The 14,861-nt window shown below is 70.0% G+C and carries 12 protein-coding genes; 9 read left to right on the top strand and 3 right to left on the bottom strand.

What is annotated here, in order from left to right; translation table 11 throughout:
• Positions 1–29: 29 nt before the first annotated feature.
• Complete coding sequence (locus tag BDW27_RS24890; RefSeq protein WP_026128827.1) at positions 30–698, bottom strand: response regulator transcription factor; 669 nt, start codon at positions 696–698, stop codon at positions 30–32.
• 216 nt (positions 699–914) lie between these two features.
• Here BDW27_RS24890 and BDW27_RS24885 point away from each other — a divergent pair, with 216 nt between their 5' ends.
• Both BDW27_RS24885 and BDW27_RS27915 read left to right on the top strand, forming a co-directional pair.
• Positions 915–1,589: a hypothetical protein gene (locus tag BDW27_RS24885; RefSeq protein WP_146223301.1), complete on the top strand. Its 675-nt coding sequence runs from the start codon at positions 915–917 to the stop codon at positions 1,587–1,589.
• 381 nt (positions 1,590–1,970) lie between these two features.
• Positions 1,971–2,291: a hypothetical protein gene (locus tag BDW27_RS27915; RefSeq protein WP_233515917.1), complete on the top strand. Its 321-nt coding sequence runs from the start codon at positions 1,971–1,973 to the stop codon at positions 2,289–2,291.
• A 114-nt stretch (positions 2,292–2,405) separates the two neighbouring features.
• Here BDW27_RS27915 and BDW27_RS24875 read toward each other — a convergent pair whose 3' ends face one another.
• Positions 2,406–4,541, bottom strand: a complete 2,136-nt coding sequence (locus BDW27_RS24875; RefSeq protein WP_110052026.1) for a 5'-nucleotidase C-terminal domain-containing protein — start codon at positions 4,539–4,541, stop codon at positions 2,406–2,408.
• A gap of 382 nt (positions 4,542–4,923) precedes the next feature.
• On the opposite strand from BDW27_RS24875, the gene BDW27_RS24870 reads away from it, so the two are divergent.
• The gene (locus BDW27_RS24870) at positions 4,924–5,415 is read left to right on the top strand and encodes a hypothetical protein (RefSeq protein WP_370446550.1); all 492 of its coding nucleotides are present in this window, start codon (positions 4,924–4,926) and stop codon (positions 5,413–5,415) included.
• Positions 5,416–5,494: 79 nt separating this feature from the next.
• Here the strand turns inward: BDW27_RS24870 and BDW27_RS24865 are convergent, their stop codons facing one another.
• Positions 5,495–6,553 (bottom strand): serine/threonine-protein kinase, encoded by a 1,059-nt coding sequence (locus tag BDW27_RS24865; protein WP_110052022.1) that lies wholly within the window; start codon positions 6,551–6,553, stop codon positions 5,495–5,497.
• Between the two features lie 184 nt (positions 6,554–6,737).
• Here BDW27_RS24865 and BDW27_RS24860 point away from each other — a divergent pair, with 184 nt between their 5' ends.
• From BDW27_RS24860 to typA, 6 genes are all read left to right on the top strand, one after another.
• Positions 6,738–7,145: an MmcQ/YjbR family DNA-binding protein gene (locus tag BDW27_RS24860; RefSeq protein ID WP_017547214.1), complete on the top strand. Its 408-nt coding sequence runs from the start codon at positions 6,738–6,740 to the stop codon at positions 7,143–7,145.
• 15 nt (positions 7,146–7,160) lie between these two features.
• Positions 7,161–9,386 (top strand): ATP-dependent RecD-like DNA helicase, encoded by a 2,226-nt coding sequence (locus tag BDW27_RS24855; protein WP_199560760.1) that lies wholly within the window; start codon positions 7,161–7,163, stop codon positions 9,384–9,386.
• Between the two features lie 413 nt (positions 9,387–9,799).
• On the top strand, positions 9,800–10,255 hold the full coding sequence (locus tag BDW27_RS24850) for a hypothetical protein (RefSeq protein WP_017547212.1): 456 nt from the start codon (positions 9,800–9,802) through the stop codon (positions 10,253–10,255).
• A 77-nt stretch (positions 10,256–10,332) separates the two neighbouring features.
• Positions 10,333–12,240, top strand: coding sequence for a gluconolaconase (locus BDW27_RS24845; RefSeq protein WP_110052021.1), 1,908 nt, complete (start codon positions 10,333–10,335; stop codon positions 12,238–12,240).
• 128 nt (positions 12,241–12,368) lie between these two features.
• Positions 12,369–12,797 carry a (deoxy)nucleoside triphosphate pyrophosphohydrolase gene (locus BDW27_RS24840; protein WP_110052055.1) on the top strand — a complete coding sequence of 143 codons (429 nt, stop codon included), beginning with the start codon at positions 12,369–12,371 and terminating at the stop codon, positions 12,795–12,797.
• 168 nt (positions 12,798–12,965) lie between these two features.
• The gene (typA, locus tag BDW27_RS24835; RefSeq protein ID WP_017547209.1) at positions 12,966–14,858 is read left to right on the top strand and encodes a translational GTPase TypA; all 1,893 of its coding nucleotides are present in this window, start codon (positions 12,966–12,968) and stop codon (positions 14,856–14,858) included.
• The last annotated feature ends 3 nt before the right edge of the window (positions 14,859–14,861 follow it).

Raw genomic sequence — 14,861 nt, 5'->3', positions numbered from 1 at the left:
CTGGCAAGCGCGTCGAACCCAAGGTCGTGTCAGTCTCGTTCGAACCGGAACCCCACGCCCCGGACGGTCGTGATGTAGGAAGGCTGGTTGGCGTCGTCGCCGAGTTTGCGGCGCAACCAGGAGATGTGCATGTCCAGGGTCTTGGTCGACCCCCACCAGTTGGTGTCCCACACCTCCCGCATTATCTGTTCTCGCGTGACCACCTTGCCCGCGTCGCGCACGAGGACGCGCAGCAGGTCGAACTCCTTGGTGGTCAGTTGGAGCTCGCGGTCGCCCAGCCAGGCACGACGAGAGTCGTTGTCGATCCGGACACCGTGGACCACCGGTACCTCGGCCCCGCCACGCCGCAGCAGGGCGCGGACGCGGGCCAGGAGTTCGGCGAGCCTGAACGGTTTGGTCACGTAGTCGTCGGCACCGGCGTCGAGGCCGACGACGGTGTCGACCTCGTCCGCTCGGGCGGTCAGGATCAGGATCGGCGTTCCGTGACCCTCGGCGCGGAGCCGACGTGCCACCTCGAGGCCATCCATTTCGGGGAGCCCGAGATCCAGGACCATGAGGTCGATGTCTCCCGCACGGGCGCGGTCGAGTGTCTCAATGCCGTTGACGGTCACGTCTACCGTGTAGCCCTCGCGTCGGAGTGCGCGCGCGAGAGGCTCGGAGATCGAGACATCGTCTTCGGCCAGCAAAACGCAGGTCATGGAGCCGATCGTAGGTCCAGGGTGGCGCATTTCCCTATTATGCGCGCCGGATGGCCCAAGGTTGGCCGAAAATACGCGAATCACATACCGGTCAAATAGTGCAAATAGCTATCAGCAGCCCTTTCTTTGCACGTTCTTGGTGAAACTGGGAAGCTGGAACGCGGGGTGTAGGAGTGCCCTTCGCCAGAACTCACCTGACAGCAGAGGAGCCAGGACGTGAATCCCCACCCGCCGCCCCCGGGCGGTAACGAATTCGGCTTTCCTCCGCAGGGCCCGCCCCACCCGACGCCGCCTCCCAGGGGGCGGTACGGAACCGGCCTCGTCGCGGTGCTCGCCGTCATCGCGATCCTGGCCGGGGCCTCCTTCCTCGGCGGCGGACTCGCGCTGGGCGGCGTCGTGACCGGTCGGATCGCGGCGGAGAGGGAGCCCGAACCCGCTCCCGCCCCGACCCCGTCGCCCACACCCGAGGAGTCCCCGAGTCCGACCGAGGACCCCTTCCCCAGCCCGGAGCCCACCGAGGAGCCCACCACCGTCCCCACGCAGGAGCCGGAGGAGTTGGCGACCGTCGAGGACATCATCTCCGAGCTCAGCGGAGACCACGGTCTCGAGGCGGGAGTGGACAAGACCGACGAGATCTGTGACGCCGAGGAGGCCTTCGCCTGCACGGGCGCCATGGACACCAACCTGGCCCGCATCATTGCCTTCGAGGACATCTTCTCCGCCTCGATCGTCATCGCGGGGCTGCGCGCCCAGATCGAGGAGGACGACAACGACGTGGTCGACGCCCAGAACGCCTGCCACATCGTGTTCATCTGGTTCGAGGGCAGCGGCACGGACCAGTCCGAGCGTGACGACATGACCGGCGACGCCAGGAACGTCACCGGTTGCTGACCCTCCGAAACAGCAACCGCGTCGTAACGCGTCCCTTTGAGCACTCTGAGTGATGATAGGAGTGGCAATGGTGGTGTTGGTGGTGGTTGGCGGTCCCGCGTGACCGCACCCCACCGGACCCGTCACCCAACTCGGACCCCGAACCCGGTCCGGGGCACGTGAGGAGTGTGGATGGTGCGGCGCAACGACAAGGCCGGAAGCCGACCGGGTGGTCCGAAGGGCCCGACCAGACCAAGGGGGTGGGGGGAGTGGCGGGGGGGGGGGACACGCCTCGGGGCGCCGGCCGCCCTGACCCTGGCCCTCGCGGTCTCCCTCCCGACCGCGTTCGCGGCCCCGGCCGCCGGGCACACCGCCGCGGAGGCCGTGCGCGTGGAGACTCCGGTGGCCTCCTCCGCTGACGACGCGGTCAACCAACCGGAGGCCACCGCGTTCTCCCGCCGGCACTACTACTCCACCTGGCGCGACGCCCGGACCTACTGGTCCCAGGAGAGCCGCTACCCCACGGGCGGCTGGCTCTGGGCCGGACGCCACTACTTCTTCTGCCAGGTCGAGGGCGAACCGCACTCCGACGGCGAGGACGGCTACTCCACCTGGTGGGCGCTGACCGACGACGACACCGGAAACCGGGACGTCTTCGTCAGCGCCACCGCCTTCAGCAACAGTGAGCCATGGAAGCCGATCGAGGGGCTGCCCCGCTGCTGACCGCCCCCGCCCGCTGGACCGGCCCCACACGACGGCGCGGGCCCGCCCGAGTCTTCACTCGGACGGGCCCGCGTTCACTGTCCGGCCCGCGTCGACGGCGGGTCCGGTGGGGGATCAGCCGCCGATCTCGCCGGTGGCCGGGGCCGACCTGCGCCTACGGCTCAGGTAGAGGGCTCCGCCACCGGCGCCGATGGCGACCAGGGCGGCGATGACCAGGCCGGTCAGGGCCCCTCCGGTCACCGGAAGGGTGCCGCCCTTCTTGTCGTCGGGGGCGCCGGGCTTCTGGTCGCCCGGACCCTCCGTGGGCCCGCTCGTGGGGCTCTCGCTCGGGCTGGGACTGGGGCTCGGGCTGGGACTCGGCGACGCGGGCGGATCGGTGTCGTCCTCGTCGTCGTCACCGCCGGGGGGCACGGTGGCCTCCTCCCCGACCACGATGCGACCGGCGCCGCCCTCGGGGTAGTCCTCGGCGCTGATCCGGCCGTCGAGGGTCCCGCTGAGGAAGCGCTCCAGCGCGCCCTGGTAGGTGGAGCCCACCACGGTGTAGTCGGCGCCGCGGAACGGGTACATGTCGCCGCCGCCCGCAGAGAAGTCGTTGGTGACCACCGTGATGGCCGCACCGTCCACGACCTCGCCGTCCTCGACGATGACCGTGCCGTCGTGCAGGATCGCGTTGCGCACCCGCTCTCCCTGGGTGAGCACCTCGCCGTCCTCGTCCACCACCTGCGCGGTGCGCTCGGGGTCGTAGGCGAAGTTGACCCCGGCGACCTGCATGAACCCGCCGTCGGCGGAGGGTGCGGAGGCAACACCGCGCTCCAGCAGCTCCTTGATCTGACCGCGCGGGATCTCGGGGACCACGGCCACCTGGTTGGCGAACGGCGCGACCGAGTAGGTGTCCAGCACCGTTAGCGGACCGGCCGGGATCACCGAGGCGTTGCGGATGCCGCCGCCGTTCTGGATGCCGATCTGCGGCTTGGGGACGCCGTACTCCTCGGCGTTGCGCTCACCGGTGTCCAACAGGGCGTCCGCCATGAGGCTGCCGAGGTTGGTCTCCTGCGTGCGCACGCCCGGGTTCTGCGTGCCGTCCAGGGCGACCTCGCTCCGGGCGACCTCCGTCTCCGCGAGTTCGGCGACGTAGTCGGTGACCGGCTTGGTCACCTCCGCCTCCACCTCCGGGTGCGGTTCCACGGCGTCGTCGCCGGTTCCGGAGACCCGGACCGGGCCGGAGCGATCGCCGACGGAGAGGAGGTCCCCGGCGGCGTCGAAGTTGAGGACCAGGCGGCCCACGTACTTGTAGTCGGAGCCCGCAGTGACGATGGGCACCTCCTCGCCGTCCGCGTTGTCCACCAGCAGCGGGTAGGACAGCGGCTCGCCGGTGCCCGGGTGGACGGTGACCTCGTCACCGGGGACCAGGGCGTCGTCGGGGTTGGCCATCACCTCGTGGCCGCCACCGGCCACCATGGCGTCCACTCCCGTGAGTTCCTTGGCGACCCGCTCCTCGTAGGTGATGTTCTGGAGGTGCGAGATGAGGATGATCTTGTCGACGCCCTCGGCGGAGAGGCGGTCCACCTCGGCCTGGACCGGGCCGACGACCTCGTCGACCACGACGTCGCGCGGGCTGGTGATGGTGGCCAGCGGCGGGTAGAGCGCGCCGACGATGCCGACCCTCTCGTCCGCGACCTCGGCGACGGTGCTGGGGGCGATCCGTCCCTCGGCCTCCAGAGCGGCCAGTGAGGCCTCACCGGACACGTCCACGTTGGCGGCGACCACGGGGGTGTTCTCGGGCAGGGCGCCGATGAAGTCGGCGTACACGTCCGGACCGAAGTCGAACTCGTGGTTGCCCATGGAGATCGCGTCGTAGCCCATGTGGGAGGTGGCGATCGCGTCATAGAAGGGGGCGCCCTCCTCCTGGGAGGCGGCGAACTCCGGGCCGGGCAGGTAGAGGTCGCCGGAGTTGACGGCGACCACGCCGCGGTCGGCCGCCTCGCCGGGCCCGGCACCGGTGCCCGCGTTCTCGCTGTCGCGCAGCTGGTGGAGCAGGCTGGCGTAGCGCGCGGCGCCACCGAAGTCGGGGTCGGCGGAGGAGTGCAGGAGGGCGGACTCGGGGTCGTTGCCGTGCAGGAGCGTGAGGGTGAAGGCCGCGTCGCCGTCAGGGGTGTCCGTGGGTGCGTACGCGCTGGCCGCCGGGGCCAGGGGCACCACCAGCGCGCCCGTCAGGATCAGTGCGCCGGTCGCGCGCACGAGTCTGGACATGTCTGCTGTGACTCCTTTGGGGGACTGTGCGGGGACTCCGCCCCGGGGGCCGGAGGGGCCGGAGTTTTTTCACCCTAGATGGGGACGGGTGTTCGGGCACGGGCCGGGGGGTTACGATTTGCAGAATCTCCCGTGTGCGTGCAGGTTCTCGCCCTGAGACGATAGCCCTGGGTCACGTCGGGGCGATTGCGGTCGCGTTCCGTAGTTGGTTTCGGACCATCCCGTGCCGGAGTCACCCCGGGACTCGCGCTCCCACGACGCCGCGCCCCTACCATGGAGGGGACAGTCGGCTCGAATCCCTCGGAGGACGTCCGTGTTTCCCTCTGGCCAGGACCCGTACGACCCCGACTCGGGACGGAGCGGGGTGCCCTCGCAGCGGGGGATACCCGACTTCGACGCGCCCCACCTGGAGGCCCTGCGTCCCGACGCCCCCATGCCCCGCAGGGTCGTGACCGTCCGCACGCTGATGTTCGTCGGCGGTGTCAGCGGACTTCTGCTCCTGCTGCTCTTCCTCATGGGGCTGTCCGCGCCCGCCGAGATGATGGACGAGGCCCTGGACGAGCAGGCGGCGCTCGCCGCCGAGCAGGGTGTGGCGCTGGCCTTCGACGCCGAGATGATGCGCGCGCAGATGAGCCTCATGGCCGTGGTGACGGGGATCTACGGGTCGCTGTCCCTGCTCATCGCCAGCAGACTCCGCCGCCGCACGGTCGGCGTCTTCTGGAGCACCCTGCTGTTCCAGGGCGCCGCCGCGGGCATCCTGCTGTGGTCCCTGCTCGGGGGCGAACTCCTCGCGATCGTCCCACTGGGCTTCGCCGCCGCCATGCTGGCCTTCATGTGGTCCAAGGAGAGCCGGGCCTACTTCGGCCTGCTCTGATCCCACTCCGCTCGCCCCGCGCCCCCTGCCGACCCGCGCAGGGGGCGTCGTGCTTCCCGCACCCTTCGCCAGGCGTGCCCTAGGCGGGCGGACGGCCGAAGAACCCGCCCTCGCGGGGCGGCAGGGGCGACCGCACCGCGACCCGGGTCCAGTGGCGCTCCAGCAGCCCGCGTACGCCCCCCTGTCCCGCGCCAGCCCGGGCCCGGACGCCGCCCTCCGGTCCCTCCAAATCCAGTACCGCGCGCAGCAGCTCCCCGGAGCGCGGGCGGTCCTCGGGGTTCTTGCTCAACGCCGCCACCACCAACTTCTCCAGCCCCACGGGCAGGTACCGCAGATCGGGCTCCTCCAAGGTCACCCTCCGGGCCATCTCCCGGGGCGGCGCGGTCCCGAACGGGTCATGCCCCACGGACGCGAAGGCGACCGTCGCGCCCCACAGGAACACGTCCGACCCGTGCGTGGTGGGCTGCCTCCGGTACTGCTCCGGGCTGATCCACCCCGGGGTGCCCCGACGGTCGAGCGTCCGGGCGGTGCGCCGGTCCGCCAGGGTCTCCGGGGAGGGCAGCCCGAGCGTCCGGTAGGCCCGGCGCATCCGGCGCAGCCGCCGCCACTTGGTGGGATCGGGGTCCTCCACGGCGTGTGCGATACCGAAGTCCAGGAGCTTGGGCCCCCGGCCGGACAGCACCACGTTGCCGGGCTTGAGATCGCGGTGCACCACCCCCGCCGCGTGCACGGCGCGCAGGGCCTCGGCCACGCCCGCCGCCAGCCCGAGCAGCATGCCGCCGCGCAGCCGTCCGAACCTCTCCACGTGGTGGCGCAGGGTCGGCCCCGGGACGTACTCGGTGATCATCCACGGCGGCAGGGCCTCCACGTCCGCGCGCACGAACCGCGCCACGCACGGGCTGTCCACCTTGGCGAGCAGGCGGGCCTCGTGGGTGAACCGCTCCCGGATCCGCTCGTCGCGCGCGAGCCTCGGGTGGGCCACCTTGACGGCCAGGTAGCCGTGGGCGCCCGGGGACTCGGCGGCGTACACGGTGCCCATGCCCCCCGAGCCGACCCGACCGCGTACCCGGTGCCCCGCGACCTCCACGGGGTCCCCCGGTTCGAGCGGGGCCAGCCTGCGTACACCGCGCGCCTTCATGGGCACTCCAACCGGCAGTGGGGGGAGGTTCGAGCCGGATCATATCCGTGAGTCCCCTTCGCGGGCCCGTCCCCGCGCGGCGCCGGAGAGTTGTCCACAGGCTGGAGGAGGGGCTCCCGAAGGTCGGTGCGCTCTGGCAGGCTCGAACTGGACACCGGTCGGACACCGGCGTGGGGGAGAGGGCATGACACCGGAACAGTTCATCGACGCGGCGCTGTGGTTTCCCGAGGCTCGGGAGAGCGAGCCCTTCGGGCCGGGGGCGCTGGTGTACAAGGTGGCCGACCAGAGAATGTTCGCCCTCCTCAGCGGGGGCTCAGCCGAGGCGGCCGTCACGGTCAACCTCAAGTGCGACCCCGAACTCGCACTGGACCTGCGCGGGCGGTTCCCGGCCGTCACCCCCGGCTGGCACATGAACAAGCGGCACTGGAACTCCGTGCGGTTGGACGGCACCGTCCCCGACGACGAACTGGTGGAGATGCTGGTCCACTCGTACACTCTGGTGGCCGCGGGGCTGCGCAGGGCGGACCGGGACCGCGTGCTGGCGGTTCTGGGGGACGAAGCCCCGCCGCTGCCCGGCGCGGACGACCGCTGAGAGGACGGTGGGCCCATGTCCACGCACGCGCGGGCGGTGGTCCAGGGCGTCCTGGAGCGCGTCACCTTCGCCAACGAGGAGAACGGCTACACCGTCGCCAAGGTCGACACCGGCCGTGGCGGCCACGACCTGCTCACCGTGGTCGGCTCCCTGCCGGGCGCCCAGCCCGGCGAGTCACTGCGCATGTACGGGCGCTGGGGGTCGCACCCCCAGTACGGCCGTCAGTTCCACGTGGACGACTTCACCACGGTGCTGCCCGCGACGGTGCAGGGCATCCGCCGCTACCTCGGCTCCGGGCTGATCAAGGGGATCGGGCCCCGCATGGCCGAGCGGATCGTCGACCACTTCGGCACCGAGGCCCTCGACGTCATCGAGGAGGAGCCCGCCCGCCTGATCGAGGTCCCCGGGCTGGGGCCCAAGCGCACCGGACTCATCACCGACGCCTGGGAGGAACAGAAGGCCATCAAGGAGGTCATGGTCTTCCTCCAGGGAGTCCAGGTCAGCACCTCGTTGGCCGTGCGCGTCTACAAGAGGTACGGCGACGACTCCATCCGGGTGGTCCAGGAGGAGCCCTACCGGCTGGCCTCGGAGGTGTGGGGGATCGGTTTCAGGACCGCCGACACCATCGCCCAGGCGGTCGGCGTCCCGCATGACAGCCCCCAACGGGTGATGGCGGGCATCCAGTTCACCCTCTCGGAGTCCGGTGGCGACGGGCACTGCTTCCTGCCCGAGGAACGGCTCATCTCCGCCGCCGTGAAGATCCTTCAGGTGGAGACGGGGCTGGTCATCGAGTGTCTGGCCGAGCTGGTCGCCGCCGAGGGCGTGGCCCGCGAGACCGTGCCCGGCCCCGACGACGAACCTGTCCGCGCGGTCTACCTCCTGCCCTTCCACCGGGCCGAGATCGGCCTGGCCGCCGGTCTGCGTTCCCTGCTGGAGACTCCGCTGGAGCGCCTGCCCGCCTTCACCGACGTCGACTGGCCCAAGGCCTTCGACTGGCTCGACAGGCGCTCGGAGTCCACCCTCGCCGAGGCCCAGCGGGACGCGGTCCGCGAGGCGTTGACCAGCAGGGTCTGCGTCCTCACCGGCGGCCCGGGCTGCGGCAAGTCCTACACCGTGGCCTCCATCGTCACCATGGCGTCGGTGAAGGACGCGAGGATCATCCTGGCCGCACCCACCGGGCGGGCCGCCAAACGCCTCACCGAACTCACCGGCCACGAGGCCTCCACCGTCCACCGGCTCCTCGAACTGCGCCCCGGTGGTGAGGCGGCGCACGACCGCGACAACCCCCTGGACTGCGACCTCCTCGTGGTGGACGAGGCCTCCATGCTCGACCTCGTCCTGGCCAACAAACTGGTCAAGGCGGTCCCGCCCGGGGCGCACCTGGTGTTCGTCGGCGACGTGGACCAGCTGCCGTCCGTGGGCGCCGGCCAGGTCCTGCGTGACCTGCTGGAGGAGGGCTCCCCTGTCCCGCACGTGCGCCTGACCCACGTGTTCCGCCAGGCCCAGCAGTCCGGCGTGGTCACCAACGCGCACCGGATCAACCAGGGGGAACCTCCCGAGTTCCAGGGGATGTCCGACTTCTTCCTCTTCGCCTGCGACGAGGCGGAGGAGGCCGCCGAGACGGTCGTGGACGTGGTGGCCCGGCGCATCCCCCGGCGCTTCTCCCTCGACCCCCGCAGGGACGTACAGGTCCTCACCCCGATGAAGGGCGGCCCGGCCGGTTCGGTCAACCTCAACGCGGCGCTCCAGACCGCGCTGACCCCGCCCGGTGACCACGTGCCCGAGCGGCGGCTGGGCGGCCGGGTGTACCGAGTGGGCGACAAGGTCACCCAGGTGCGCAACAACTACGACAAGGGCGCGAACGGGGTGTTCAACGGGACCCTGGGAGTGGTCATCGGGATCGACCAGGTGGGCCAGGAGCTGACCGTGCGCACGGACGAGGACGAGGAGGTCGCCTACGACTTCGCCGAGCTCGACGAACTGGCGCACGCCTACGCCGTCACGGTGCACCGCTCCCAGGGCAGTGAGTACCCGGCGGTGGTCATCCCCGTCACGACCTCGGCGTGGATGATGCTGCAACGCAACCTGCTCTACACCGGGATCACCAGGGCCAGGAAGCTGGTCGTGCTGGTGGGCTCCCGCCGCGCTCTGGCACGCGCGGTCGCCAACGCCTCCTCGGGACGCCGGTACACGTCGCTCGCGCACCGCCTGCGCAGATCGCTGGCGGACGTCTCGGGCTGATCCCGCCACCCCGGCCGACCGGTGATCGCGAGGGCGGTTTCCCCGTCGCGCTCCGGCACGCGCCCGAAATTCGCATGTCCGGACATAGGTCTATCTAATTCGTGATGTTCTTATTCCAGACTTTGCAGACCAATGACGAGGCTGGTGGGTTTCTGTCCGGAAAAAGCATGCATGAACCGAGTACATGGTTCATCATGAGGGTATGGGCGGACACGGAGTCCCCGTCCAGGGAATGACGTACCCCCTCAACCCCCGACTCATCAGTGAAACCCGGTGAATGCGCCCTGTGGCGATTCTCCCCCATTTGTGGTGTGCGCGGTGAACCATGCGATCGCAACCCGGTACCGCGCAACTGAAGCCCGCGCAGGAGCAGTGATCCCGCCGAGAGACCAGAGCAGCAAAGGGAGAGGGTCATGACCTTCAAGAACATATTCGGCAACGGAAGGAACGAGGCCGGGTCCGCCGAGGAGTCCGCCCGGAACCTGCACGGCAGGGTCCCGGGGGCCCGCCCCGAGTGGGAGGGCGTCGACCCGGAGCTCCTCGAAGGAATTCCCGAGGTCGAGCGCGATCCGAAGCTCGTACGCGAGACCTCGCCGGAGGCGCTGGAGATCCTGACCAACTTCGTCACCCCTCTGTTCGGGAACACCCGGACGGCCGCCGCCGAGCAGCAGGACGCCAGCGAGGACCCCGAGTCCACCGCCGGAATGGCCTCCTCCGCCAAGGACCAGGCCTTCACGAAGGTCCGGGTGGAGGTCGAGGAGGAGGACGAACCGAGGATCAGCGCTGAGGAGCGGGAGGGATTGAAGAAGGACAACGAGGAGTCGACGGCGAATGTCAGGGGCTTCGACCGCAGGCCGCCCGAAGAATGACGCCGGTCGCCATTCGGGAGCCGGTCCCGGTATCACCCAGCACACGTTGAGTTTCGTCATGAGAAAAGGAGGAGGCCATGGGCGGCCCCACCAAGAACCACGTGAGCACGACCCGTCTCGGAGAACGCTTCATCCGGCACCCGATGACGGGGCGGAACCTCAAGGAACTCGACATCGCCGCCAAGGCTCCGGTCATCCTGGAACGGGATCGGGAGAAGCTGAGGCGTAAGGCGGAACGGAAGACCTCGGACGGCAGGGACCGGTACGTGTACCCCACCGGGTTCTCCCTGAACAAGGGGCGGTTCGGGGACTTTCCCGACCGGGAGGACACGGCCCACCAACGCGAGTGGCGCGCCTACATGACGGTGGGCGTGCCCCTCGTCGAGGAGCGCGGCGACATCACGCAGCCGCCGCCCGACGTCGTCTCCAAGCAGACGTACGTCAACCGGACCGACCCCACCCCCACGACCTGGTCGCACACGGTCGAGTTCTCCATCTCGAACACCATCAGCTGGTCGCTCCAGGGGCAGGTCCAGCTCACCTTCGGCGCGAAGGCCACCGCCTCGCTGCAACAGCAGCTCCAGAAGAGCATGGCCCTGAACAACTCCCAGAAGACCACCCTGAAGAACAGCAAGGACAACCAGGGCGTCGACACGGAGTCCCAGTCGCAGACCACGAGCACGACCACGGCCACGGGGACCGCGACGGGCACCGGGGAGGTGTCGGCCCAGCTGATGCTCGGGATCACCGGATCGGTCAGCGGTTCCTTGACCACCGGGTTCAAGACGTCGTCCACCCTGAGCGGTGAGGTCGGAAGCCGGGTCGACGTGCTGGCCACGCAGCGGCGCCAGGTGCGCCGGTTCGACTACGAGTTCCCCATCACCTTCGGCGGCTGGGTCGCGCTGTACTACCCCGAGCCGGTCGAGGTGAAGGAGGCACGTCCCGCCGGGCCGCAGTCCTCGAACCCCCGGTACTCCAGGGTGCTCGCGTGGAAACTCAACGAAACCGGCCAGGAGAAGGAGGCCTTCGACCTGACCGACGACGGCAAACCCTTCATGCAGAGGGGCGAGGCCGAGGTCGTCTCCACCCTGGCCGGGGAGCACGAGGTCTTCGAGCTGGAGAACCTCGTCTTCGAGGAGAAGCACCACCCCCTCCACAAGGTCGACATGGCGCGACCGGAGGTCCCGAAGGCGACCCCCGACGAGGTCGCCACGGGGCTGGGCAGGGCCGAGGGCCTCGCACTGGATCCGGACGGCCGGAAGGCGTACGTGGTCGAGCGCGGTCGCGGCGGTCGGCTCCACAAGGTGGACCTCGACAGCGGCGAGACCGAGTGGGTCGCGGAGGGCCTGGGAGACACCAACGACGTGGCGCTGGACCTGCCGGGGGACAGGGCCTACCTCACCGACCACAACAACCGGCGCCTGATCACGGTGAGGCTCTCCGACCCCTCCGCCGCACCCGTGACGGTCGTCGACGGTCTGTCCGTCTACGGCGTCGCGGTGGACCCGTCGAACGACCGGGTCTACGTCAGCGACCTCGGGGCCGGAAGGCTGGTCGAGTACGACCTGAACGGCGGTTCGGCGGAGCAGCGGCGCAGCTGGCCGGTGCCGAGGGCCGCCGGGGTGGCGCTGAACGGTGACAGGGCCTACGTCGGCCAGTACGACCGGGGCGAGCTGTACGAGGTCGACCTGACGGCGGAGGAGGCCTCTCCGCAGCGGGTGGCCACCGCCCTGGGACAGAGCATCCGTGTGGCGCTGGACGGCTCGGCCAACGCCTACGTCGCCGACCCGGCGGGCGGCAGACTGCACGAGGTCGTCCGCACCGACGGCGAGGAGAAGGGCCTCCAACGCGCGGCGGCGGACGGTCTCGGCCCGGTCTGCGGGATCGGGCTGGACCACGGCCGCGACGCGGTCTACGTCAGCGACCGGCAGGGCAGGCTGCTGCGGATCCCCGGGGTGCTGAACGCCTCCGCCGCGGAGGCGTAGCGGGGAGGTGTCCGGGGTCGGCCGTCGCGGGCACCTCGCGGCGGCCGCCCCCGGGGCAGGGGAACGGGGCCGGTGGCGGGTTCCCCGACCACACCCGGGGTCGCCGGGAGGGCCTAGGGTGGTTGTTCGTGCGAGAGACACTGATCGTGGTGGGCGCGGCCATCATCCGGGACGGACACGTCCTGGCCGCGCAGCGCGCCGAACCCGAGCGCCTGCGCGGGCTGTGGGAGTTCCCCGGCGGTAAGACCGAACCGGGGGAGACCCCCGCCCAGGCGTTGGTCCGCGAGTGCCAGGAGGAGTTGGGCGTCACCGTTCGGGCAGGGGAACAGATCGGCGCCGACGTGCCCTTCCCCGCCCCCTCCGACGGGCACACCCGCCCCGCCGTCCTGCGCCTGCTGGGGGCCGAACTCCTCATCGGAGAGCCCCGGGCGCTGGAGCACCGTGAGGTGCGCTGGGTGCCCGCCGAGGGGCTCCGCGACCTCGACTGGATGCCCGCCGACATCCCCTTCCTGGCGGAGCTCACCCCGCTCCTCCAGACGCACGAAAGCCCTTCATGACAGGGATGACGCACGCTCGGACACCCCTCGGCGAAACCCCCTTCGGGGTGACGAAACTAACCGGGGTGACCTGTACGTTTCCCAACCAGCCCGCTATGACCGCATAAACTGGCTACGGGCCGTGGCATTCTGCGGTCTCTACCCAGTACAGGAGATCGAGACTTAAGCATGTCCAGCGCTACGCCCGTCGAGGGCTCCGCCCGCCGCAGTGACCTGCGCAACGTCGCCATCGTGGCTCACGTCGACCACGGCAAGACGACCCTCGTTGACGCCATGCTCTGGCAGTCCGGAGTCTTCCGGGAGAACCAGGATGTCGACGACCGTGTGATGGACTCCAACGACCTGGAGCGCGAGAAAGGCATCACCATTCTCGCGAAGAACACGGCGGTGCACTACACCACGCCCGAGGGCGAGGACGTGGTCATCAACATCATCGACACCCCCGGCCACGCCGACTTCGGCGGCGAGGTCGAGCGCGGCCTGTCGATGGTGGACGGTGTCGTCCTGCTCGTCGACGCCAGTGAGGGCCCGCTCCCGCAGACCCGCTTCGTGCTCCGCAAGGCCCTCCAGGCCAAGCTCCCCGTCATCCTCGTGATCAACAAGGTCGACCGGCCCGACAGCCGGATCGCCGAGGTCGTGGACGACACCTACGAGCTGTTCATGGACCTGGACGCCGACGAGTCGCAGATCGAGTTCCCGATCGTCTACACGTGCGCCCGTGACGGCAAGGCCTCCCTGGAGCGCCCCGCCAACGGCACCGTGCCCGACAACGACAACCTCGTCCCGCTGTTCTCCACCATCCTGGACACCATCCCGGCCCCCGAGTACGTCCCGGACGCGCCCCTCCAGGCCCACGTCACCAACCTGGACGCCTCCCCCTTCCTCGGCCGTCTGGCCCTGGTCCGGGTCCAGCAGGGTGAGCTCCGCAAGGGCCAGCAGGTCGCGTGGATCCGCACGGACGGCACCACCCAGCAGGTCAAGATCACCGAGCTGCTCATGACCGAGGGTCTGGAGCGCAAGCCCGCCGAGAAGGCGGGCCCCGGTGACATCGCGGCCATCGCCGGTATCGAGGAGATCATGATCGGCGAGACCCTCGCCGACCCCGAGAACCCCGTGGCGCTGCCGCTCATCAAGGTCGACGAGCCCGCCATCTCCATGACCATCGGTACCAACAACTCGCCGCTGGTCGGCAAGGTCAAGGGTGCCAAGGTCACCGCCCGTCTGGTCAAGGACCGCCTGGAGAAGGAGCTCATCGGCAACGTCTCCCTGCGCGTGCTCCCGACCGAGCGTCCCGACACCTGGGAGGTGCAGGGCCGCGGCGAGCTGGCGCTGGCCATCCTGGTCGAGCAGATGCGCCGTGAGGGCTACGAGCTGACCGTCGGCAAGCCGCAGGTGGTCACCAAGAACATCGACGGCAAGGTGCACGAGCCGGTCGAGCGCCTCACCGTGGACGCGCCCGAGGAGTACATGGGCGCCATCACCCAGCTCCTGAGCGTCCGCAAGGGCCGCATGGAGAACATGGTCAACCACGGCACGGGCTGGGTCCGCATGGACTGGCTGGTCCCGTCCCGCGGCCTCATCGGCTTCCGCACCGAGTTCCTCACCGAGACGCGCGGCACCGGTATCGCCAACCACGTCTTCGAGAAGTTCGAGCCCTGGTTCGGCGACATCCGCTCCCGTCCGAACGGCTCCCTGGTCGCCGACCGCGCCGGTGTGGCCGTCGCGTTCGCGATGTTCAACCTCCAGGAGCGCGGCACGCTGTTCGTCGAGCCCACCACCGAGGTGTACGAGGGCATGATCGTCGGCGAGAACTCGCGCTCCGACGACATGGACGTCAACATCACCAAGGAGAAGAAGCTCACCAACATGCGTTCGGCCACCGGCGACGAGCTCGTCCGCCTGGTGCCGCCGCGCAAGCTCTCCCTGGAGCAGGCCCTGGAGTTCTGCCGCGAGGACGAGTGCGTCGAGGTGACGCCGGAGAACGTCCGCATCCGCAAGGTCATCCTCGACCAGAAGGAGCGCGGCCGGATCACGGCGAACCGGAAGCGTCAGCAGCAGTAGGCG

The sequence above is a fragment of the Nocardiopsis sp. L17-MgMaSL7 genome (assembly GCF_003182025.1).
Classification (GTDB): domain Bacteria; phylum Actinomycetota; class Actinomycetes; order Streptosporangiales; family Streptosporangiaceae; genus Nocardiopsis; species Nocardiopsis prasina.
This window is presented reverse-complemented; position numbering and strand designations above follow the sequence as displayed.

What these genes read in the sequence shown, in the direction of transcription:
- BDW27_RS24890 (WP_026128827.1), bottom strand. Translation starts at nt 698, where the DNA reads ATGACCTGCGTTTTGCTGGCCGAAGACGATGTCTCGATCTCCGAGCCT.
- BDW27_RS24875 (WP_110052026.1), bottom strand. Translation starts at nt 4,541, where the DNA reads ATGTCCAGACTCGTGCGCGCGACCGGCGCACTGATCCTGACGGGCGCG.
- BDW27_RS24865 (WP_110052022.1), bottom strand. Translation starts at nt 6,553, where the DNA reads ATGAAGGCGCGCGGTGTACGCAGGCTGGCCCCGCTCGAACCGGGGGAC.
- BDW27_RS24860 (WP_017547214.1), top strand. Translation starts at nt 6,738, where the DNA reads ATGACACCGGAACAGTTCATCGACGCGGCGCTGTGGTTTCCCGAGGCT.
- BDW27_RS24855 (WP_199560760.1), top strand. Translation starts at nt 7,161, where the DNA reads ATGTCCACGCACGCGCGGGCGGTGGTCCAGGGCGTCCTGGAGCGCGTC.
- BDW27_RS24850 (WP_017547212.1), top strand. Translation starts at nt 9,800, where the DNA reads ATGACCTTCAAGAACATATTCGGCAACGGAAGGAACGAGGCCGGGTCC.
- BDW27_RS24845 (WP_110052021.1), top strand. Translation starts at nt 10,333, where the DNA reads ATGGGCGGCCCCACCAAGAACCACGTGAGCACGACCCGTCTCGGAGAA.
- typA (WP_017547209.1), top strand. Translation starts at nt 12,966, where the DNA reads ATGTCCAGCGCTACGCCCGTCGAGGGCTCCGCCCGCCGCAGTGACCTG.